20 protein-coding genes are annotated in these 19,696 nt (G+C 73.8%); 9 read left to right on the top strand and 11 right to left on the bottom strand.

The window, feature by feature from the left end:
- Position 1: 1 nt before the first annotated feature.
- From ACLJPY_RS00095 to ACLJPY_RS00105, 3 genes are all read right to left on the bottom strand, one after another.
- Positions 2 to 775 (bottom strand): thioesterase II family protein, encoded by a 774-nt coding sequence (locus tag ACLJPY_RS00095; protein WP_410586431.1) that lies wholly within the window; start codon positions 773 to 775, stop codon positions 2 to 4.
- A 110-nt stretch (positions 776 to 885) separates the two neighbouring features.
- On the bottom strand, positions 886 to 4,632 hold the full coding sequence (locus ACLJPY_RS00100; RefSeq protein WP_410585869.1) for an MFS transporter: 3,747 nt from the start codon (positions 4,630 to 4,632) through the stop codon (positions 886 to 888).
- A 113-nt stretch (positions 4,633 to 4,745) separates the two neighbouring features.
- On the bottom strand, positions 4,746 to 4,880 hold the full coding sequence (locus ACLJPY_RS00105; RefSeq protein WP_410585870.1) for a hypothetical protein: 135 nt from the start codon (positions 4,878 to 4,880) through the stop codon (positions 4,746 to 4,748).
- Positions 4,881 to 5,675: 795 nt separating this feature from the next.
- Here ACLJPY_RS00105 and ACLJPY_RS00110 point away from each other — a divergent pair.
- Positions 5,676 to 6,353, top strand: a complete 678-nt coding sequence (locus ACLJPY_RS00110; RefSeq protein ID WP_410585871.1) for a hypothetical protein — start codon at positions 5,676 to 5,678, stop codon at positions 6,351 to 6,353.
- 56 nt (positions 6,354 to 6,409) lie between these two features.
- Here the strand turns inward: ACLJPY_RS00110 and ACLJPY_RS00115 are convergent, their stop codons facing one another.
- The gene (locus ACLJPY_RS00115; RefSeq protein ID WP_410585872.1) at positions 6,410 to 6,808 is read right to left on the bottom strand and encodes a hypothetical protein; all 399 of its coding nucleotides are present in this window, start codon (positions 6,806 to 6,808) and stop codon (positions 6,410 to 6,412) included.
- Between the two features lie 187 nt (positions 6,809 to 6,995).
- Positions 6,996 to 7,979: a hypothetical protein gene (locus ACLJPY_RS00120; RefSeq protein WP_410585873.1), complete on the bottom strand. Its 984-nt coding sequence runs from the start codon at positions 7,977 to 7,979 to the stop codon at positions 6,996 to 6,998.
- 277 nt (positions 7,980 to 8,256) lie between these two features.
- Here ACLJPY_RS00120 and ACLJPY_RS00125 point away from each other — a divergent pair, with 277 nt between their 5' ends.
- On the top strand, positions 8,257 to 9,117 hold the full coding sequence (locus ACLJPY_RS00125; protein ID WP_410585874.1) for a C1 family peptidase: 861 nt from the start codon (positions 8,257 to 8,259) through the stop codon (positions 9,115 to 9,117).
- 124 nt (positions 9,118 to 9,241) lie between these two features.
- On the opposite strand, the gene ACLJPY_RS00130 is transcribed toward ACLJPY_RS00125, so the two are convergent.
- Positions 9,242 to 11,077: a glycoside hydrolase family 5 protein gene (locus ACLJPY_RS00130; protein WP_410585875.1), complete on the bottom strand. Its 1,836-nt coding sequence runs from the start codon at positions 11,075 to 11,077 to the stop codon at positions 9,242 to 9,244.
- Between the two features lie 178 nt (positions 11,078 to 11,255).
- On the opposite strand from ACLJPY_RS00130, the gene ACLJPY_RS00135 reads away from it, so the two are divergent.
- The 5 genes from ACLJPY_RS00135 to ACLJPY_RS00155 all read left to right on the top strand — a co-directional run bounded on the left by ACLJPY_RS00135 (position 11,256) and on the right by ACLJPY_RS00155 (position 14,913).
- Positions 11,256 to 11,687: a hypothetical protein gene (locus ACLJPY_RS00135; RefSeq protein WP_410585876.1), complete on the top strand. Its 432-nt coding sequence runs from the start codon at positions 11,256 to 11,258 to the stop codon at positions 11,685 to 11,687.
- The gene (locus ACLJPY_RS00140; RefSeq protein WP_410585877.1) at positions 11,680 to 12,912 is read left to right on the top strand and encodes a PPE domain-containing protein; all 1,233 of its coding nucleotides are present in this window, start codon (positions 11,680 to 11,682) and stop codon (positions 12,910 to 12,912) included. The genes ACLJPY_RS00135 and ACLJPY_RS00140 overlap by 8 nt, the downstream gene beginning before the upstream one ends.
- Positions 12,909 to 13,196 (top strand): hypothetical protein, encoded by a 288-nt coding sequence (locus ACLJPY_RS00145; protein ID WP_410585878.1) that lies wholly within the window; start codon positions 12,909 to 12,911, stop codon positions 13,194 to 13,196. The genes ACLJPY_RS00140 and ACLJPY_RS00145 overlap by 4 nt, the downstream gene beginning before the upstream one ends.
- A gap of 434 nt (positions 13,197 to 13,630) precedes the next feature.
- On the top strand, positions 13,631 to 14,323 hold the full coding sequence (locus ACLJPY_RS00150; RefSeq protein WP_410585879.1) for a hypothetical protein: 693 nt from the start codon (positions 13,631 to 13,633) through the stop codon (positions 14,321 to 14,323).
- The gene (locus tag ACLJPY_RS00155) at positions 14,320 to 14,913 is read left to right on the top strand and encodes a hypothetical protein (protein WP_410585880.1); all 594 of its coding nucleotides are present in this window, start codon (positions 14,320 to 14,322) and stop codon (positions 14,911 to 14,913) included. The genes ACLJPY_RS00150 and ACLJPY_RS00155 overlap by 4 nt, the downstream gene beginning before the upstream one ends.
- On the opposite strand, the gene ACLJPY_RS00160 is transcribed toward ACLJPY_RS00155, so the two are convergent.
- On the bottom strand, positions 14,825 to 15,610 hold the full coding sequence (locus ACLJPY_RS00160) for a helix-turn-helix transcriptional regulator (protein ID WP_410585881.1): 786 nt from the start codon (positions 15,608 to 15,610) through the stop codon (positions 14,825 to 14,827). The two genes, ACLJPY_RS00155 and ACLJPY_RS00160, sit on opposite strands and share 89 nt — an antisense overlap.
- 48 nt (positions 15,611 to 15,658) lie before the next feature.
- On the opposite strand from ACLJPY_RS00160, the gene ACLJPY_RS00165 reads away from it, so the two are divergent.
- Positions 15,659 to 16,432 (top strand): ESX secretion-associated protein EspG, encoded by a 774-nt coding sequence (locus ACLJPY_RS00165; RefSeq protein ID WP_410585882.1) that lies wholly within the window; start codon positions 15,659 to 15,661, stop codon positions 16,430 to 16,432.
- A 14-nt stretch (positions 16,433 to 16,446) separates the two neighbouring features.
- On the opposite strand, the gene ACLJPY_RS00170 is transcribed toward ACLJPY_RS00165, so the two are convergent.
- From ACLJPY_RS00170 to ACLJPY_RS00185, 4 genes are read right to left on the bottom strand one after another with little or no spacing between them, the layout of a single operon-like run.
- Positions 16,447 to 16,797, bottom strand: a complete 351-nt coding sequence (locus tag ACLJPY_RS00170; protein WP_410585883.1) for a hypothetical protein — start codon at positions 16,795 to 16,797, stop codon at positions 16,447 to 16,449.
- A complete protein-coding gene (locus ACLJPY_RS00175) occupies positions 16,794 to 17,057 on the bottom strand; it encodes a YbaB/EbfC family DNA-binding protein (protein ID WP_410585884.1) in 264 nt (87 codons plus the stop codon). Before ACLJPY_RS00175 ends, ACLJPY_RS00170 begins: the two co-directional genes overlap by 4 nt.
- Positions 17,054 to 18,061 (bottom strand): CHAP domain-containing protein, encoded by a 1,008-nt coding sequence (locus tag ACLJPY_RS00180; RefSeq protein WP_410585885.1) that lies wholly within the window; start codon positions 18,059 to 18,061, stop codon positions 17,054 to 17,056. The genes ACLJPY_RS00175 and ACLJPY_RS00180 overlap by 4 nt, the downstream gene beginning before the upstream one ends.
- 1 nt (position 18,062) lies before the next feature.
- Positions 18,063 to 18,782: a transglycosylase SLT domain-containing protein gene (locus tag ACLJPY_RS00185; RefSeq protein WP_410585886.1), complete on the bottom strand. Its 720-nt coding sequence runs from the start codon at positions 18,780 to 18,782 to the stop codon at positions 18,063 to 18,065.
- A gap of 136 nt (positions 18,783 to 18,918) precedes the next feature.
- On the opposite strand from ACLJPY_RS00185, the gene ACLJPY_RS00190 reads away from it, so the two are divergent.
- Positions 18,919 to 19,614, top strand: a complete 696-nt coding sequence (locus ACLJPY_RS00190; protein ID WP_410585887.1) for a VOC family protein — start codon at positions 18,919 to 18,921, stop codon at positions 19,612 to 19,614.
- Positions 19,615 to 19,696 lie beyond the last annotated feature (82 nt).

Here is a 19,696-nt window from a genome sequence, read left to right on the forward strand (position 1 = left end):
TTCAGTTCGAGATGGCAGGCGTGCGGTCGCGCCCGCGCGTGCGCAGCGCCTCGGCGAGGTCGCGGCGCAGCCTGCTCAGCACCGTTTCCACGTGGTCCTGGACGAAGAAGTGGCCGCCGGGGAAGGTGCACGTGCCGAAGTCGCCGTCGCTCTCGATGACCCAGCCCGCGGCCTGCTCGGCGTCGACCCGGGGGTCGTCGGCGCCGAGGTAGGCCCGGACCGCGCAGCCCAGCCGCGGGCTCGCGTCGACGTCCCGGTGGGCGATGGCTTCGAGGTCGGCGCGGACGACCGGCCGAATCATGCCGAGGTACTCGTCGTTGCCGAGGATGTCCGGCGGCGTGCCGCCGACCTTCGTGAGGAAGTCGAGGATGCCTTCGTCGGTCATCCGCGTGACGTAGTCCGGCACCGACGGGCGGTCGGGCGACATGCAGCCGGCGGCGACGAGCAGCAGCGGGCGCCACTCCCGCTCGACCAGCAGCGCCCGGCACAGCTCGGCGGCGACCAGCGCGCCCATGCTGTGGCCGAACACGACCAGCGGCCGGTCCAGCAGCGTCCGGACCTCCGGGAGCATGCCCTCGATGAGCGCGGACAGGTCGTCGATCGGGGTCTCGGTCAGCCGGTCGCCGTGGCCGGGCAGTTCCACGGCCACCACGCCGACGTGGGCGGGCAGCAGGCCGGCCCAGCGCCGGTACGGCCGGGCGCTGCCGCCGGCGGGCGGCAGGCACAGCACCCGCACCGCCTCGTCGCCGGCCGAGTGGTCGCGTAGCCATTCCATGACGATCACCCCGTGAATCGTGGCCGGTTTCGTCCCGGCCTGCTGGACATCAAACTTCCGCATTTCCCGACGGCCCGGTAGTCGGGGAGTTCCCCGACTACCGCGCCGATTCAGGGACGCAATTCCAGTTTCTGCTGCGTGTTCGCCTCGACGGCGGCCGCGGAAAACGGCCACGCCAGGCTTTCGCCGCGCAACCACAGCGCGGTCTGGTCGGCGTAGGTCTCGGCGGTGGCGTGCCCGGACGCGCCGCTCTGGTTGATCCAGCGCGAGCCGTCGAGGTCGGCCAGGTCCACCACCATCCGCATGGACGGCGCCATCGTGACGTCGTACCCGGTGCCCGCGTCCCAGCTGGTCGCGTCCACCGCTTCGGAACTGCCGCCGGTGGGGTACGGGCCTTCGTTGAGCAGCCACTGCACGGGCGCGGGACCGCCGGTGCCCAGCGTCTGGTTCTTGAACGTCACCTGGTGCAGGTCGCCCCAGCGCCAGGACGCGGGATCGTCACCCAGCTTGCCGCGCAGTTCCCGGTCGGCGTCCTGCAGCGCCGCCCGCAGCACGTCGTCCCTTGTGGACAGGTGCCGGGGGTCGGTCGCGTTGCGCCACAACGGGTCGTCGGGCTTGGCCAGCATCCGGCGCACGATGTCGAACCAGCGCCCGCCGCCGGACTGCGTGGCCTTCGCGGGCGTCTTCGCGAGATCGTCGGTGAAGGTCAGGCGGAGCAGGTTGCGCCAGACGGCGTTGAAGTACGCCGCGGGCGCCGAGCCCGCCGGTTGCGAGAAGTCCCAGCCGCGCAACAGGTCCTGCGCCTGCCGTGCCGGTCCCGCGTCGACGCGCAGGAGGTACGGCACGAGGTCGGGCGCGTTGGTGTTGAAGGTGTCGAGCTGGATCTTCTGCATGGCGGCGACGTCGAGTTTGCCGGGGCGCGTGACGAGGTCGGTGATCCGCTGGGCGCGGTAGCCGGGTTCCCAGTAGCGGCCGAGGAAGTACGGGTAGCCGGGACCGGCCACGGCGTTGTTCGCCGAGACGATGTAGCCCTGCGGCGGGTTGAGCACGCGCGGCAGCTGGTCGAAGGCGAGGAACCCGGTCCAGTCGTGCGTGCCCGTCCAGCCCGGCGACGGGTAGCTGCCGTCGCCGCCGGCGCGCACCGGCATCCGGCCGGTCATCTGGTAGCCGATGTTGCCCGCGCGGTCCGCGTACAGGAGGTTCAGCGAGGGCGCGGTGAACTGCGCGAGCGCCGCGCGGAACTGCGTCCAGTCCGCCGCCGCGTCGAGCTGGAAGACCGCGTCCATGGTCCGGCCCGGATCCAGCGCGCTCCAGCGCAGCGCGACCTGGTACGGACCCGGTCCGGCACCGGGGCTGCGTCCGCGGGTGCCCGCCGACGCCGTGTCCGCCAGCGCGTCCGAAAGCAGCGGGCCGTGCACGGTGGACCGGACGGTGAAGGTCACCGGCTCGCCGCCGCCGACCTCGATCACCTCCTGCCGGGTCTCGACCGGCAGCTGCCTGCCCTGGTTGAGGTAGGTGCCGCCGGTGACCTGCTCGAGGAAGAGGTCCGAGTCGTCGGCGCCGAGGTTGGTGAAGCCCCAGGCGATGTCGCGGTTGTGGCCGGCGAGCACGCCCGGCACACCGGAGAAGGTGAACCCGGTGACGTCGAACGGGCAGCTCGCGGTCACGGTCACGCAGTGCAGGCCGGCCTGGTACCACACGCCGGGCGCCGACTGCGGCAGGTGCGGGTCGTTGGCCAGGATCGGCAGCCCGGTCGTCGTCCGGCTGCCCGCCACGACCCAGGCGTTGGACCCGATCCCCTCCCCCGACGGCCCGAGCACCGCGCTCAGCGTCGACCGCAGCTTCGCCAGCCCCGCCGGCAGCCCGGCGGTCGAACCGCCGCCCGCGGGGGTGGTCGACACCGGGTTCGCCGACGACGGGACGACGGCCGGGAACCGCGCGTAGTCGTACGGCGGGTACAGCTGGTCGACCTGGGCGGCCGGCAGCGCCGACGCCAGCAGGGCGCGCTGGGTCTCGTCGTCGACGCCGTAGTTGAGGCTCCAGGCCATCGCCTTGAACCAGGACACCGAGTCCGCGGGTGTCCACGGCTGCGGCGCGTAGTCCGGCGTGGCGAGCCCGAGGATCGGGTATTCGACGCCGAGCGAGCCGCCTTGGTGGCCGCCGAGGTAGGCGTTCACCCCGTCCGAATAGGCCTGCAGGTAGCCGCGGGTGGCCGGGGAGAGCAGGCCGATCTCCTGCTGCGCCACGCGGTACCAGCCCATGGTCCGCACGACCTTGTCCGTCTCGATCTGGCTCTTGCCGAACATCTCCGACAGCCGGCCGCCCGCGATGTGGCGCCGCACGTCCATTTCCCAGAACCGGTCCTGCGCGTGGACGTACCCCTGGGCGAGGAACAGGTCGTGCGCGTCCGACGCGTAGATCTGCGGGATCCCGTTGCCGTCGCGCAGGATCCGGACCTGGCCGTGCAATCCGGAGAGCTGCACTTCGCCGGCGGTGTCCGGGAAGGAGTCGCGCACGAGCCACATCCCGTACCCACCGGCCCCGACGACCAGCGCGATCACCGTGCCGAGGGCGACGTAGGCCGCGGTCCGCAGCTTGCGGCGCCGCCGCGGCGGGACCTCTTCGCCGGCCAGGCGCGCGCGGATGTCGCGTTCCCGCATGGAGTTCATCGCGAGCAGCCAGCCGATCAGCAGCACGACGGCGCCGGCCAGGAACGGCGCGCGCAACCCGAGCCACTGGGCGAGCACGCCGCCCAGCACCGCGCCGAGCGGCCCCATGCCGACGGCGAAGAAGCGGTAGGAGGCGTTCACCCGGCCCACCAGGTGCTCGGGCACCAGCAGCTGCCGCAGCGAAACCCCGAGGACGTTCGTGATGCCCACGGCGGCGCCGACCGCGGTCAGCGCGATCGCGGCGACCAGCGCGTCCGACGTCGTCCCGGCGACGACGAAGGCCACCGGTGCCAAGGCGAACGAGAGCTGCAGCGACCGGCCGCGGCCGACCCGCGCGGCCAGCGCGGGCGCGCCGAGCGTGCCGGCGAGCCCGCCCAACGCGACGACGCCGAGGAGCAGGCCGTACGCGAGGTGGCCGACGTGCAGGACTTCGTAGGCGTAGAGCACGGCGATCGACAGGACGGTCATCACCGCGAGGTTGGTCAGCCCGGCCAGCAGGCAGAGCGAGCGCAGCAGCCGGTTGCGCCAGAGCCAGCTCAGGCCGTGCCCGATGTCGGCGAGCATGTTCGTCCGCGGCGCGGGGGCGACCTTCTTGCGGGCCACCGCGGCGATCCCGAAGACGGCCACGGCCGAAACGACGAAGGACACCGAGTCCGCGAAGAACGGCGTGCCCGCCGGCAGCGAGAACAGCACCGCGCCCAGCGGCGGGCCGATCAGCTCCATGGTGATGAGCTGGGCGGCCTGCACGCGGCTGTTGGCCGTCTCCAGCTTCTCGCGGTCGACCAGGTCGGGCACGATCGCCAGCGCCGCGTTGTCGCGCAGCGTCTGCACGGTGCCGAGCAGGAAGTTGACGACCGCCAGCAGCGCAATGGACGCCGCCCCGGCCGCGACGGACACTGCGAACACCCCGACCGCGACCGCGCTGACGACGTCGGTCAGCCACAGCACGCGGCGCCGGTCGGGCCAGCGGTCGGTCAGCGCCCCGGTGAACGGCCCCGCGACCAGCCACGGCAGGCCGCCCGCCAGCGTCACCACGGCCACCGCGACCGGTTCCCGGGTCAGCGCCGCCGCCAGCAACGGCAGCGCGCCGATCCGGATGCCGTCGCCGATGCCGGACACCAGTGCCGACCACCAGAGCCGCCAGAACGACCGGCGTGTGGCCGACGGCGCCTCGACGATGTCCACCATTGCGGATCCCTTCCGTCCCGACCGGGCTGTCCCGGCTTCCGACGGTGTCAGATCCACCCGCATCCGAACGGCGGCGGCGCTGGACCTCCTGTCAGGGAGATCCCCGACACGGCTCAGCCGGGACGCGGGACGACGAGCTCCATGTGCATCGAGTCGGTGGACTCGCCGGTCCAGGCAACGCCGAGGTCGAAGCCGTGCTGCGCCGGCGCGACCGGGAATTCCGCGGCGAAGTGCTCGCGTCCCGCCACCGGGTCGTGGGGGTTGAAGCAGCCCTGTCCCGGGCAGCGCCGGGGCCGCCCCGTGCACGGCGACCCCGCCGCAGGCAACACTTCCGGCGGCAGGCCGCCCCACGACCGTGGCCGCACAGCCCGCGGCGGCGACCGGAGCAACACCCCGCCACCCCGAGCGCGGCGACCCCGCCGCAGGCAACACTTCCGGCGGCAGGCCGCCCCCACGACCGTGGCCGCACAGCCCGCGGCGGCGACCGGAGCAAACGCTCCACCGCCCCGTGCACGGCGACCCCGCCGCAGGCAACACTTCCGGCGGCAGGCCGCCCCACGACCGTGGCCGCACAGCCCGCGGCGGCGACCGGAGCAAACGCTCCACCGCCCCGAGCGCGGCGACCCCGCCGCAGGCAACACTTCCGGCGGCAGGCCGCCCCCACGACCGTGGCCGCACAGCCCGCGGCGGCGGCCGGAGCGAACGCTCCACCGCCCCGTGCACGGCGACCCCGCCGCAGGCAACACTTCCGGCGGCAGGCCGCCCCACGACCGTGGCCGCACAGCCCGCGGCGGCGGCCGGAGCAACACCCCGCCACCCCGAGCGCGGCGGCCTCGCCGCAGGCAAGACTCCCGCCCGGCAGACCGCCGCCGCGGTCGGGCGCCGGATTGCTGCCGGACCGTCCGGAACATCCCCGCACCCTGCCGCCACCTCTCCCCGACACGGCGTGGCGAACCGGTGCCACCCCCGGCGAAGCGGGTAGAAGTGAACGGTTTTCAGGTCCCCCACCCCGGGCGGAGTCCCCGCCGCACCCAGGAGATCCCGTGTCCTCTCTCCGTTCCCCCGCCGGCCGGTGGCGAGCCGTCGCCGTGCTCACCGCCGCACTGGCGCTCGCCGGTTGCCGCCCCTCCACCACGGCGGCACCGGCCCCGGCGCCGACCGGCGCGGCCACCGGCGGGCTGCCTGCCGGCAGCTCCTCGTCGCCGATGCCCGGGCCGAGCAGCTGCAAGCTCGGCCACCAGGACGGCCAGCCGCTGCCCGACCCGCACTGCACGCCCGGCGCCGTGAACCCCGCGGTGCGCCAGGACTCCATCGCGGACACCATCTGCAAGTCCGGCTGGACCAAGACCGTCCGCCCGCCGACGTCGAAGACGAACGCGATGAAAGCCGCCTCCGCCCGGTCCTACGGCTTGACCCCGGGCGACAAGGGCGAATACGACCACCTCGTCAGCCTCGAGCTCGGCGGCGCTCCCGACGACCCGCGCAACCTCTGGGTCGAACCCGGCACGATCCCGAACCCGAAGGACGCCGTGGAGAACAAGCTGCACGCCGCGGTGTGCTCCGGCCTGATCCAGCTCGTCCCGGCGCAGCAGGCGATCGCCGCGGACTGGGTCACGGCGTTCGACACCGCCGGATTGCGCGTGGCCAACGGAAAAGTGTGCCTGCGCACCCAACCCGCCAAGTGCGTCTCGGGCGGTCGCGGGGACGAAGACGGCAGCTGAAGTGGTTCCGCGCCGGAGGCGGCGGGCTCGGTCACACCGCCTCCGGCGCGACGCTGTCAGCGCCGGCCGGCACCGGCTCTGCGCCGGGTGGCCCGGGTTCCCCGGACGGCCAGCGCGGCGCTCGACGCGGCCAGCACCAGGCCGAGCCCGCCGACGGCCCACCAGACCGGACCGCCACCCGCTCCGGCACCGGCCGGCGGCGCCACGGGCTGGACGAACCCGAGCTCGCGGTGCCCGGCCGGAGGAGTTCGTACCGCAAGGCGAGCGGTGCGCACGTGCGCCGGACCCGGAGTGACCGGCTGCGGTCCGGCGGCCGCGAGCGGGGGCGCGCAACTCGCCGCCGCCGCGAGAACCGCGGCGAGGACCGAAGAACGGGCGAGCCGGGTGACGGTGAGCTCCGCCCCTCGTGACGCCGGGGACGGTGCCGTCCCGCACCCACGGGAGAACGCATTCATGCGGGAACTCCAAAGAGGACTGTCCGGGGACCGGTGCCGGAGGAGCGGCGAGCCGGCTCGACGTGCGTCTCGCGCCGGCCCGTGGCCCGGGCGGCGGGAACCCGTCGAGTATGGGCCCGCGGTCAGCCGGTGATCCACCCGACGAAAGTCGGCTCCGGCGCGTGTTTGCGCCAGTGGCGCAAACACGTCACAGCCAGCCGGCCCGCGTCGCCTTCAGCGCCAGTTCGAACCGGCTGGCCGCGTCGGTGAGCTGCATCAGCCGCTCCACCGCGCGAGTGACGCTGCGCCGGCTGATCCCGAGGTCGCGGGCGGCGACTTCGTCGGTGACGCCGGTGGCGAGCAGGCCCAGCAGCTCCCGGTCGACGGGCCGCAGCCGGGCGGCCGGGGCGCCCCGCTCGGACAGCGATCCGGCGCGCTCCCAGTAGCTGTCGAACAACGCGGTCAACGCCGGCAACAGGCTGCACCGGCGGACCAGCAGCCCGCTGCGGTTGCGGTCGGTCTCCGCCGCGGTCAGCAGCACCATGGCGGCCCGGTCGTCGACGATCATGATCTTCGCCGGCACCGACGAGCTGACCCGCGCCTGCTCGCCCGCGGCTATGCAGGGCGCGATGTTCGCCCGGTAGAAGGCCGGGTCCGCCACGGACGACCGCGTGTAGACGACCCGGTAGCGGACGGACCGCCGCAGGTTGGCGATCTCGATCGGGTTGGCCAGGTCGACCGCGCCGTAGGGCGGCGCGTCCAGGCTGCGGACCTGCTCGACGGCGCTCTGCTCCAGCTCGTCCACCGCCTGCCGCAGCCGAGGCCCGTCGACGACCTCGACCGCGTCCGGCCCGGCCGGCGTGGCCGCGGTGCGCCGGTAGCTCTCGTAGCGGCGCCGCGCGCCGTTCGCCGCGGCCGCGAGTTCGGCCTCGCGCAACGCCTGCAGCCGTTTCACCGCCACACCCGGGTCGAGCGGTACGACCTCGCCGCCCGCCGCCGGCGCGACCACGAGGTCCAGCTCGACGAGAGAACCGAGCGAGGCCTCGGCCTCGGCGACCGGCACGTCGAGCTCGGCGGCGAGCGCCGGCACGCTCCGCGGCCCGGCCCGCAGCAGGACGGCGTAGATCCGGGCGGCCGGCTCCCCCAGCCCCAGCCGGCACAGCTGGTCGTCGAGCGAGTTCTCGTCGCGCACCACATCGCCTCCGCGAACGTCGGACGGCATTGTCGGAGTTCGGCCGGTCCCGGCGCGCCCACGGTAACCGGACGGCCCGGCCGCGGCCCGCCCGGCCACCCCGCGGCCCGGAATATCCGGATTCCCACCAAAGCACGGTCCGGTCAGCCAGAAACATACCTTCGGCGGATGTCGTGGCCGCCGGACACTTCTAATGTCTGCTCCGCAGTCAGGTCCTTTCCCGAAATTCCCCTGGCTCACCTCTTCCCATTTCCCCTTTTTCCGAAAGCAGGAAACGATGGACGTGAAGAAAGCCGTCGGCGTCGCCGCCGTCGCACTGGCCGGTCTGTCCACCACGGCCGGCACCGCGACCGCGGCGGAGCAGCCGGCGCACCGGCACGCCGCGCACGGAATGGGCCTGGACCTGGCGGCAGCCCGTGCGCACCACGACGCCCTGCGCGCCGCGGCGCCGCAGACGCTGACGGCGCCGGCCAGCTACGACCTTTCGCAGTACGCGTTGCGTCCGGGCGACCAGGGCCAGGTCGGTTCGTGCGTCACGTGGGCGACCGGCTACACCGGCTACGGCATCCTGGCCAACGAGCAGAAGGTTTCCGGCCCGCCGATGGCGCCGATGTTCATCTACGCGCAGATCTCGAAGGGCAACGACCAGGGCACCACCGCCTCGGTCGCCCTGCCGATGGAGCAGAAGCAGGGCATCGACACCAAGAGCGACTACTGGCAGGGCGACTTCGACTACACGACCCAGCCCGACAGCGCCGAGCGCGCGAACGCCGCCCACTACAAGCTTTCCGGCTTCACCGAACTGCCGACCAGCGGCTCGTCCGCGCGCACGGCCATCAAGAACGCGATCTCCCAGGGCCGGCCGGTGCCGATCGGGTTCCAGGTCCACCAGAGCTTCATGGACCTCGACGCCCAGTCCGCATCGGACTACAGCTACCTGCCGGGCGACCAGTGGTCCGACCCGATCGTCGGCGGCCACGAAGTCACCATCGTGGCGTACAACAGCCAGGGCGTGAAGATCGAGAACTCGTGGGGCTCGAACTGGGGCTACGGCGGGTTCGTCACGGTGCCGTGGTCGTTCTTCGACACCGGTGACGTGATGGAAATCCACTCGATGGGCCCGCTCGCCCAGGGTTGACCCGCGCGCCCGGGAGCCTTTCGGCGAAAGGTTTCCGGGCGCTTTTCCCGTGCACGGCTTTTCTGCCGCGGGTTCGAGCCGGAATGCGCACCGGCTTTTCGCTGCGTCGGCGGAAAACCGGAATTCAAGCGGACCGGCAGAGCAGCGCGTCCGGCGTCCGGCTCGAACCGATCCGGCCGGTGTAGGCGACGCCGGCGACATACTCCCCCGCCGCGCACTGGCCCTTGTAGTTCCCGGTCGCGAAGTCGCCGCCGGGGTCGCCGGCGGGCCGGTTGTCGCCGCGGTCGAACCACACCGTGCGGCCCGCGCGGCCCAGCGGTGCCGCCGACCGGCCGCACAACACCGCCGAGAACGCCGCCCCCTGGACGCTGTACCCGACGACGGCGTGGTCGGGCGGGCACTGCGTTTTGGTGTAGCCGGACGCCCAGTCGGTGTCGACGTAGGTCTCGTCGCGGACCACCACGTACCCGGTGGGCGCCGCGAACGTCCCGGTGCAGAGGCCGCGGCCGCCGGTGTGGGCCAGGCCGGCGAGCCGCCGGCCGTCGGGGCAGGCGCCCTTGCGGGCGCCGGGGTTCCAGTCCGGCAGCGCGCGGACCTGGCGTGACTGCTGGAAGTCGGCGTAGTCCAGGTTCAGCATCGACCAGTGCGCCACGTCGTCCGGGACGGGCCCGGTGCGGGACGGCGCGGAGAGCAGCCGCCGCCAGGCGGGACCGCGCCAGTCCGTGCCGTCGAGCACGTCGATGCGGCGCCCCGCCGAGTCGTACCCGAGCAGGGCCCAGCCGTCGGCCTGGAAGCCGACCGCGGGCCAGTAGGCGAAGTCCGTGTCGGTCTCGGCCAGGTAGTCCACGAAGTTCTCGAAGAACGCGCGCGACGCCGGGTCGGTCGTGGTGCGGCTTTCGCCGAACTCGCTGATCCACAGCGGCGCGGTGTAGTGCTTGCCGGTGTCGGCCGAGACGAAGAACGCCTGCCGGTACAGCGTGTCCCGCAGTTCCTGGAGCGAAAGGTCGCGGTAACGCGGGTCGTGCGTTTCGCCGACGCCGGTCGCGCCGGAGTGGCTGGGGCCGGTGTAGCCGTAGAAGTGCGCCGAATAGACGAGCTTGCCCGAGTCCACCAGCGTGTGCGACAGCGTCCGGGCCGGTTCCAGCGTCGGCCGGCCGTGCGGGAAGCCGTCGATCGGCAGCCCGGTCCAGTTGATGCCCTCGACGAAGATCAGCAGGTCGCGGTTCGCCTCGGTGAGGATGCGGTCGGCGACCTGCTGGCTCGCGCGCTGCCAGTCGGTGCCGTTGCCCCAGCCCCAGTCGGGGTCGTCGAAGGCGTTGCGGCGGACCTCGTTGTACAGGTCGGCGCCGACGACGCGCTTGTTCGCCGCGTAGCGGCGCGCCATGAACAGCCAGTCGTCCTGCCACTGCTGCTCGGTCTGCGCGGTGTTCCAGCGCTCGTTGCCGTCGAGCCCGCAGCACCAGCGCGAGGTCGTGGTGTGGTTGTTGAGGATGACGGCGAACCCGCGGGCGGTCAGCCGGTCGACGACGCGGTCGTAGACCTGCAGCGGCGTCAGGCCGTGCAGGCCGGGGTTGGCGGCCAGGTCCGGGACGCGCCGGGTGTCGTGGAGCATCGCGTTGGAGAAGGGCAGCCGGACGCTGTTGAGGCCGAGCTGCGCGAGCCCGTCGACGACCGTGTCGATCGGCACGCGGTCCAGCCCGAGCGGGGTCTGGTAGGCGAGCTCGCCGGCGTGGTGGTTCGCCGGGTCGGTCACGTCGCCGGAGCCGGTCCACGTGCCGCTCGCGCCGTGCCAGTTGGCGGCCTTCAGCTTGAAGCGGTCGCCGTGCGCGTCGACGATGTACCGGCCGCGGGTGCTGAGCGGCCCGGTCCAGGACGGCGGGTCCGCGTCGGCCCGCGAGACGGGAACGACGACGCCGGCGACGGCGAGCACGATGGTGAACAGCGCACCGAAGATCCTCACGTGAGGGAGTCAACCAACTCGCGGCCCGCCGGATAAGGGCCATAAGGAGGCCGGACCCCGGCCCTATCCGCCCGTGCAGTTTTCGTGTCCACCCGTGCACCCGGGTGGGTCGCTCTTCTCATCGCGGCGGCGATTGGCCAGGATGGACGCCTGGGCGGCGAGGGAGGACCTCTTTTTCATGGCGACGGTGCGCAACGAAGCCGACGCGCGGCGGCAGCTGCGGGCGGAGCGGCAGCACGAGACGGGCGAGCTGGTCATCGCGGAGCCGGTGACCACCTCGGCTCCCGCGGGTATCGAACTCCACTACGACGGCGTCGACGACGTCAAGAGGGCCATCGACGAGCGCTACGACGAGCTGAGCCGTCACCTCGAAACGGCCCGCGCCCTCGACACCGACCTGGCCGACGGCAAGGGACCGGTCGCCCACTGGATGCGCCGCTCGTTCGCGGTGCGCGGCGGCGCCGAGGCCGGTGGGGTCCAGGCCGCGCTGCAGTCGTACCTGGCCGAACTCGCGACTTTGCGGCAGACGCTCGACACGGTCGTGACGATGCACCAGGGCAACGACGAAGCGGCCGCCGAGGCCCTGCCGACGGGGGAAGCCGATGCCTGAGTTCCACTCGACGCACCACGCCCCGACCGCCCGGCAGCGGGCGAAGGCCCGGCGTGTCCGCCGGGAGAAGGCCGTCAACGACCGCGAAGACACGTTCGGCCGGATCAACTGGGACAGCTACGAGCACCGCGAACTGTGGGACATGGTGCAGTCGGCCGTCCCGGCGAAGCTCGGCGAGCACGCGGCCTGGTGGAAAGAGGTGGCCGCCGGCGTCAGCTCCGCGACCGACGAGGTGTCGGCACTGGTCGGAAAGCTGCGCGAGTCGTGGCAGGGGCCGTCGGCCGACCAGGCCGCGGCATCGGTGGACCGCCTGACCGGCTGGGCGACGACGGTGGGCGAGAACGCCCACCGCGTCGGCTCGGGCCTCGACGACTACACCTCGGTGGTGAGCGAAGCCCGCCACCGGATGCCCGAGCCGGTGCACTACTGGGCCGAGCGCTGGTTCCGGCAGGGGTACGCGGTGAAGCGGCTCGACGGCCCCGAGGGCACGTACATGCTGGACCAGCTGCTCGACGACAAGCTGCCGACGAAGCAGGAGGCCGCCGACGCCAAGGCCGCGGCCGTCCGCGTGATGGAGCAGTACGAGAGCGCGAGCCACGAAGTCCGCCACCGCCTGCCTCCGGAGTTCGACACGGCCCCGCCGGTGACGACCGGCTCCGATCCGCAGCCACCGGTGGTCCGGACCCCGCCCACGCCTCCGGTCCCCCGCGACCCGGTGCCCCACACGCCGGACCCGCACACTCCGGACCCCCACACTCCGGACCCCCGCGACCCGGTCTCGCCGCCGCACCAGGGCTCCCACGACGAGACGGGCGCCGGACCCGGCGACTCGACGTCGACGGCGTCCGCGCTCCCGCCCACGTTCACCGGCGCCGGGCTCCCGGGCGCGCTCGACGGGGTCATCGGCGCCGCCGGGCCGGGTGCGCCGGCCGCCGCGGGTTCCGGCTACGGTCCCGGCTTCGCCGGTGTTCCGGCGGCCGGAACACCGGGCGCCGGGCCGCTCGGCGAAGGCGGACGAGCCGGCGCGGGCCGGTTCGGAGCCGGACCATCGGGCTTCGGCCCGGGCGGGACGAGCGGCCGCGGCGCGGCGGGCGGGTACGGCATGTACCCACCGGGCCAGGGCACGCAGCGCGAGGAAGACACCGAGCACCGCGACAAGTACGCCAAGGGCTACGACCTGCTCGACGACCTCCCCCCGGCGTATCCCCCGGTGTTCGGCGAATGACCGGCTTCCACGCCGACCCGTCGGCGCTCGAGTCGCTGGCACGGCGTCTGGAGGACGCGGCGGAGGAGTACCGCTCGGCCGCGGAGGCACTGGCGCCACCGGAGGACATCGGACCGGACCCGGTCTCGGCGGCGCTCACCGCGCTGACCACCGAGTGGTCCGGCAGGATACGGACGGTGCAGACGGACTTCACCGGCGCGGCAACGGCGGTTCACACGGCGGCGAAGGCCTACCGGACCACGGACGCCGCGGCGGCCGAGGAACTGGGCCGGGCCGATGGCTGACCGGAATTGCGGGCCCGGCGGCCGCGCACCTGCCACCTCCCGGCGCAGCCGCACGCCCGGCGCTCGTGCTCACCACCGACCGGACTCGACGGTTGACCGAAACCACCGGCCCGGCCACCCCACCCACCAGCCGCCCCACACACCCCGCAACCCCGCTCACCACCGAGCCGAACCGATGGCTGGGCGCCACCATGCGCCCAACCACCCCGCCAACACCACCCACCGGGCGCCCCGCACACCCGGCCACCCCACTCACCACCGACCGGACCCCACGGCCAACCGAAACCACCAACCCAGCCACCCCGCCAACACCACCCGCCAGCCGACCCGCACACCCGGCCACCCCACTCACCACCGACCGAACCCGACAGCCGACCGAACCCACCAACCCAGCCCGCCCGCCGACACCACCCACCGACCCACCGGCCACGCCCATGGCTGACTTCCGCGGCCTGGGCTTCGACCCCACCCCAGGCAGCCCCGACGCCGTGGCCGAAGCCGCGCGCCGCTACACCGCCACCGCGGCCCGCCTTGGGGACACTCCCTCGCCCGGCGCCATCCCCGAGTGGGCCGGCCGGTCCGCGCAAGCCCTCGCCGACCGCGCCAAGCGCGCCGCCGCCGGTCTGGCCGCCACCCGTGAAGGCCTCCGCGCCGCCGCCGGTGTTCTCGAAGACTGGGCCGGGACCCTGCTCGCGAACCGCCGCCGGGCCGAAGACCTCGATCGACGGGCCGCCGCCGCGCGCCGGGCCGTCACCGTCGCGCGCGATGACGTCGAACAAGCCGAAACCGAAGCGCAGGTCGCTCCCCTCACCCAGCCGGACCTCGCCGCCGCCCGTGCCCGGCTCGCGGCCCGCCAAGACGACCTCGAGCACGTCCTCGCCGAAGCCCGCGACCTGGAACGCGCCCACCGCGCCGAAGCCACCCGCGTTGCCGAGCGGCTGCGCGCCCTCGGCGACGGCGCCCCGTTGCCGGAAGCCCCCGGCTTCTCCGCCGTGGCCACCCACCTGGCGGCCTTCTCGGCCGTCGGGCGCGAGCTGGGCGCCACCGTCGCCAAGACTCCCGTCGTGCCCGTCACGCCGCCGCCGGGGGCCGTCGGTGCGTTCGCCGCGGCGCTGGGTGGCCGGTGAAACTGCCCGCCGTTCCGGGGATCACCCCGGTGAACCTGGACTCCGTCGAGCGCACCACCGCCGAGCTGCACGCGCTGATGGCCCGCCTGCGCGGTCCCGACGCCGCCCGCGACCTCGGCCTGGAAGCCGCCGCCGTCCAGTGCGCGGAGATCGCGCACGAGCAGCGGGCCGGGCTGCTGGCCCTCGTCGAACACCGCGACGCCGATCCCGCGCTGCTCATCGCCGGGGTCGTCCCGGTCGGCAACGCCGGCGACGCCGCCGACCTCGGCTACTTCCTCGCCGACACCACCCCCGGCATCCGCGAGGTCAGCTCCGCGCACACCGGCCGCGGCTACCCGGTGGTGATCGTCGAGCGGATCGGCCTGTCCGGCGCGCAGCTGCAGGCCGTCGTGCTCGACCCGGACCGGCCGCGCGCGGCCGTGTTCACCCTGCACTCCCCCGGCGGTCGCGGCTGGCTGGAGGTCGCCGGCCTGGCCGGGACGCTCGTCGCCGGCGTCGACCTCACCCCCGCAGGGCCCGCTCCCGGAACTCGCGCGGGGTCCGGCCGGTCGCCTGGCGGAACGTCCGCGAGAAGTGCGGGGCGCTGGTGAACCCGCAGTCCCGGGCGATCTCCGCGATCCCGCGCGCCGCCTTCGCCGGATCGGCCAGCAACGCCTTCGCGCGCTCGACCCGCAGGCCCTTCAACCGTTCCGAGACGCCTTGGCCGTCGTCGAACAGCTGGTACAGCCGCCGACGCGAGATGTACAGCGCTTCGGCGATCTTGTCCGCGCTGAGCGACTGCTCACCGAGGTGCGCGCGCATGTACTCGAGCGCTTCACGCCTTCGCGCCGCCAAAGCGTCGACGCGGTCGAGTTCGACGCGCAGCGCACTCCGCAGCACCAGTTCGGCCAGGCCGAGCAGGTGGTGGGCGAGCCCGTGCGGGTCGAGCCGCGGCCCGGCCGCCACGACGTGCGCGACGGCGCCGGCGAACAGGGACCGCAGCGGCGCGTCGACCTCGACCGGGCGGAACATCAGCGGCCGCAGCTCGGCGAAGGAGATCGACAGCTTCGCCGCCGCGACGGTCAGCATCACGACGCCGGACGGCTGCAGGTGCAGCGTCGCGTCGGCGAACGTCAGCTTCGCGCCGGACTCGGCGACCGCCCGCGGGACGGGACAGCGCAGCAGCAGCTGGACGTCCTCGGGGTCGCCGCGGCCACCGAGGATCGCGGCGCGCGCGGCCGCCGCCCCGGAGGCGCGGACGACGAGGAACCCGCTCGCGGGGACATCCATCGAGTGCGGTTCGGCCACCGGCACCATCGTGCCGGACGCCGGCCGCTCGGCACGGGAAGGGGGACCATGGCGCGGCGCACCGCGACGGCGGCGGGAGTGATCCTGTCGCATCTGGAATTCGATCTCCTCTGGGAGGACCTGGGGCCGGGCGGGCCGCCGCCGTACCCGTTCGACGTGCCGTCGCACGGCGCGACCCACGCCGAACGCGACGACCTGGGTGCCCGGGTGTTCGCCGGCCTCGCCGAGGCGGGCTTCACCGACGGCGACGACGTCGACCCCGAACTGGCGGACCTGGTCGTGCTGCTGGGTTCGCCGACGCTCAGCGTCGACGCCTTGGTGCTGGGTGAATCGCCGTGGCGGCTGCTCGCGGCCGCGCGGGGAGGCGCCGGCGTCCTCGCCGTCCTGGACGACCGCGACCTGGTGCTGGAACCGGTGCGGCCGGACGGCCTGGTGCCGGCGGTGGCCCGGATGGTGGGCGACGCCGAGCCGGGTCCGGGCGACCAGCTGCGGCTACCCCGCGCGGCGTACTCGGCGGCGATGGACGCGTACGCGCGCAGCGGGTACGACGCCTTCGAGCGGGCGCTGGGCACCGCCGGGATCACCGGCCGCGGGGTCCGCCCGCTGGCCACGCTGGTGACGGCGCAGCGGTACGCGGCCGGCCAGCTGGCGGCGACCGGCCCGGCGGGCCGGAGCCCGGTGCTGGCGTGGTTCGACACGGCGGCGGGCCGGTACGCGGTGACCCCGGAAGACGTGGCCGGTGAGCCGTGGGTGACGGTGACCCCGGCCACCGGCGCCTGGCTCGCCGACCGCTTGGCGCGCTTGGCCGACGACGTCCGCTGAGCGGTCCCACGACGTCAGGTCGCCCAAGTCGCCGGTACCCAGGAGCCGGGTTCCCGAAGGTGGTCCGGTCGCGCAGCCGCCTCGGGCTCGTCCGGGAGCAAGCCGCCCAGCAGCTCGCGCCCCTGCCGCAACGCGTCGGCGCCCGCCTCCGCGGCCAGCCGCCGGATCAACCCGGCCAGCTCCCCCGGCGGCTTGGCCAGCGCCCGCCGGTCGAACCGCAGGTCCACGAGCCCGCCGTGCAGGTCGACCACCAGCGCGACCCCGTCGGCCGCCGCGCCGGCGCGGATCGCCGCGAACCGGGCCCCGTATCCCGGTTCCGGCGCCGCCGACGCGTCGTCCGCCAGTTCCAGCGCCGTCCTGGTCATTGCGCCCGCCAGCTGTCCGGTGTGGTTGCTTCCGCGGCCTCGTCCGGCGTCGGCAAGCCGAGGGCCTCGACACCGTCCTGGACGTGCCACAAGGACGCCGTGGCCCGCGCCGAAGCGGCCGCCGTCAGCAGCAGGATCCGGCGCGCCAGCTCGTCCGGCTCCAGCCGCAGCGCCGCGGCTTCCAGGGTCAGCTCCCGCAGCGCGCCGCCGGGCGCGACCTCCACGGCGACCGTGCGGTCGGCGGCTTTTCCGGTGATCACGGGTGCACCCCTCCGTAGAACGTCGACGCCGAGAGCGTGTGCGTGTTCCGGCGGACGGCGTCCCCGGAGTTGCCCTCGATCATCGTGACCTGGTTTCCTTCGACCTTCTCGACGATGCCGATGTGCGTGCTCGTCGCCGTGCTCTGCGGGCCCGTGCCGAAGATCAGCACGTCCCCGGGTTTCGCTTCGTGCAGCGAGTTCTTGCCGTAGGCGTGCCCGTTGCGTTGGCCCCAGTGGTAGACGTCGCCGCTGAAGGGCAGGACCGGGATCTTCACGCCGGCCTTGCGCCACATGGCGGTCGCGAACGACGAGCACCACGCGGCGGTCGGCCCGTAGGGGTTCCGGTTGCTGCCCGGCGGGTTCTCGCGGGTGCCCAGTTCTTTCCGCGCCGCGTGGACGATTTCCGCACCGCGTCCCGGCACCTTGCTGGGGTGTGTCGTCTTCGCCGCCTTGTCCGCAACGCCGTCGTGGACGAGGTCCTTCCGCAGTTCGTGCAGCTTCTCCGCCGCCGCCTTGAGCTCCGCGTCGACGTGCCGCAGGGTCGACGCCGACTGCCGGGTGTACCGCGGGGCCAGGTCGGCGGCGTGCCCGACGGCCCGCATCAGCGCCGCCTGCGTCCCGGCCGCGACCCCGGCGTCGAGAACCTGCTTCGCCTGCGTGGTGTACTCGTCGACCAGCCGCTGCACGGCCGTGTGCCCGCTGTCCACTGTGGACGCCACGTGCGCGACGACCCGCTCCGCCGCCGCGCCGGCCTCACCGGTGGTGCGCAGCTCCTTCGTCAGCTTCGCGCTGTGGTGGCGGAAGCCGTCGGCGCCGTGGCCGTGCCAGTTTTCCAGGACCGTGGTGCGTTCCTTGTGGTAGGCGTCGTGCTGGGCGTCCAGCGCCCCCGCCACCTGGTGCAGGGCGTATTCGGCGCGGACGGCGTCTTCGGCTTTCCCGGCGAGCTTGTTGCGGTGCGCGATGAGGTCCTTCGCGAAGGAGCGCGCGAGTGCGGCGGTGTCCATCTCAGCCCCTCCCGTTCAGCGCGGCGGCGGTGGCCGTCTCGTGGTCGCGATAGGACTTCGCGGCCTTCCCGGCCGCCGACGCGAGCCCGTCGGCGTGCGCGCCGACGCCCTTGAGCTGCCGCTGCAGCGCCAGGCCGAACCCGGCCAGTGCGTCGGCGAACCCGGACTCCTCGCCGATCTTCCCGAAGCTGTCGCGGGCGATTTCGCGGACGTCACGCAGCTGCCCGCTCGCGGCGCCCAGCGCGTCGGCGACGTGCCGGGTCCGGTGCACGTAGGTGTGCAGCACCTCGTCGTCCACCCGCAGCGGGCCGCCGCCCGTGCTCTCGCCACCGCCGGGTTTCCCGTGGTGCTTCGTGACTCCTCGGGCGGCCTCGCGCGCGGCGGTCAGGTGGTGCTTGTACGCGCCGTTCGTGTACGTCGACCAGGGCGTGAAGTCGTGGCCGTCGCCGGAGATGCGGTTCGCGACCCGCGCGTTGGTGGCCGGGTCGAACAGCTGGTCGTCGGACTTCAGGTGGTACAGCCGGCGCCGTTCCGGACCGAGGGCGCCCAGCATGTTGATCTGCCAGAGGCCGTAGGAATCGTCCGGCGGGGTGGCGTTGTGCGCGGTCGTCCGCCCACCGGACTCGGCCAGCGCGACGGCGACCGCGGTGGTCAGGCCCGGCCCGCGGAACCCGGCGGCGTAGGCGTGCCGGGCGATCTGCTCGGCGCTCAGCTTCGTCATGGTCCCGACCTTGCCGGTCCGGGTGGCCGATCCGGTAGCCGCGCTGCACGCAGGGACAACCCGGGTGCACGCGCGGCTCGCCGGGCGAGCGGATATCGGCTTGCCGCCGCGCGGCGTCGGTGTCTACGTTCCGGTGATGCGCGCGCGGTTGCTGGCGGTGACCTTCGAGACGGACGACCCGCCCGGAGCGGCACGCTTCTGGGCCGGCCTGCTCGGCCGGAAGGCCGTCGAGGACACCGGCGGCGTGCTGCTCCCGGGCGGCGACACCCAGCTCGGCCTGCGGTTCGTACCGGGCCGCCCCGGCCGGCCCGGCGCGAACCGGATGCACCTGCACCTGGCGAGCACCGACCAGCAGCAGACGGTGGCCACGGCGGTCGGGCTCGGAGGCCGCCACCTCGACGTCGGACAGCGCCCCGAGGAGCCGCACGTGGTCCTGGCCGACCCGGCGGGCTACGAGTTCTGCGTGATCGAGCCCGGCAACCGCTACCTCGCCGGGTGCGGCCCGCTGGGCGAGCTCACCTGCGCCGGGTCTCGCCGGGCCGGCCTGTTCTGGAGCACGGCGCTGGGCTGGCCCCTGGTGTGGGACCGCGGCGAGCAGACGGCGATCCAGTCACCGCACGGCGGCACGAAGATCGCGTGGGACGCCTGGGACGGGCCGCCCGTGGTGCCGAACCCCCGGCAGCGTTTCGAGCTGCTCCCGGCGGATGACGACCAGGGGGCAGCGGTCGACGCGCTGGTCGCCCTGGGCGCGGCTCGGCTGACCACCGGCGACGACGGGACGGCGGTACTGGCGGATCCGGACGGCAACGAGTTCCACGTGCGGCGCACATGATTTCGCTCTATGCCAGTGATTTCAGTGCGTACTGAAACACGTGACGCCAGTAAGTTCCCGGACCCCCGCTTGCGGCGGCGCT

It is taken from the genome of Amycolatopsis sp. lyj-23, assembly GCF_046549135.1.
In the GTDB taxonomy this organism is placed as follows: domain Bacteria; phylum Actinomycetota; class Actinomycetes; order Mycobacteriales; family Pseudonocardiaceae; genus Amycolatopsis.

Excerpts from the sequence above, each read along its gene's own strand:
- ACLJPY_RS00145 (WP_410585878.1), top strand. The coding sequence starts at position 12,909 with ATGACCGGCTTCCACGCCGACCCGTCGGCGCTCGAGTCGCTGGCACGG.
- ACLJPY_RS00150 (WP_410585879.1), top strand. The coding sequence starts at position 13,631 with ATGGCTGACTTCCGCGGCCTGGGCTTCGACCCCACCCCAGGCAGCCCC.
- ACLJPY_RS00190 (WP_410585887.1), top strand. The coding sequence starts at position 18,919 with ATGCGCGCGCGGTTGCTGGCGGTGACCTTCGAGACGGACGACCCGCCC.
- ACLJPY_RS00115 (WP_410585872.1), bottom strand. The coding sequence starts at position 6,808 with ATGAATGCGTTCTCCCGTGGGTGCGGGACGGCACCGTCCCCGGCGTCA.
- ACLJPY_RS00170 (WP_410585883.1), bottom strand. The coding sequence starts at position 16,797 with ATGACCAGGACGGCGCTGGAACTGGCGGACGACGCGTCGGCGGCGCCG.
- ACLJPY_RS00165 (WP_410585882.1), top strand. The coding sequence starts at position 15,659 with ATGGCGCGGCGCACCGCGACGGCGGCGGGAGTGATCCTGTCGCATCTG.
- ACLJPY_RS00185 (WP_410585886.1), bottom strand. The coding sequence starts at position 18,782 with ATGACGAAGCTGAGCGCCGAGCAGATCGCCCGGCACGCCTACGCCGCC.
- ACLJPY_RS00095 (WP_410586431.1), bottom strand. The coding sequence starts at position 775 with ATGGAATGGCTACGCGACCACTCGGCCGGCGACGAGGCGGTGCGGGTG.
- ACLJPY_RS00180 (WP_410585885.1), bottom strand. The coding sequence starts at position 18,061 with ATGGACACCGCCGCACTCGCGCGCTCCTTCGCGAAGGACCTCATCGCG.
- ACLJPY_RS00100 (WP_410585869.1), bottom strand. The coding sequence starts at position 4,632 with ATGGTGGACATCGTCGAGGCGCCGTCGGCCACACGCCGGTCGTTCTGG.
- ACLJPY_RS00125 (WP_410585874.1), top strand. The coding sequence starts at position 8,257 with ATGGACGTGAAGAAAGCCGTCGGCGTCGCCGCCGTCGCACTGGCCGGT.
- ACLJPY_RS00140 (WP_410585877.1), top strand. The coding sequence starts at position 11,680 with ATGCCTGAGTTCCACTCGACGCACCACGCCCCGACCGCCCGGCAGCGG.
- ACLJPY_RS00135 (WP_410585876.1), top strand. The coding sequence starts at position 11,256 with ATGGCGACGGTGCGCAACGAAGCCGACGCGCGGCGGCAGCTGCGGGCG.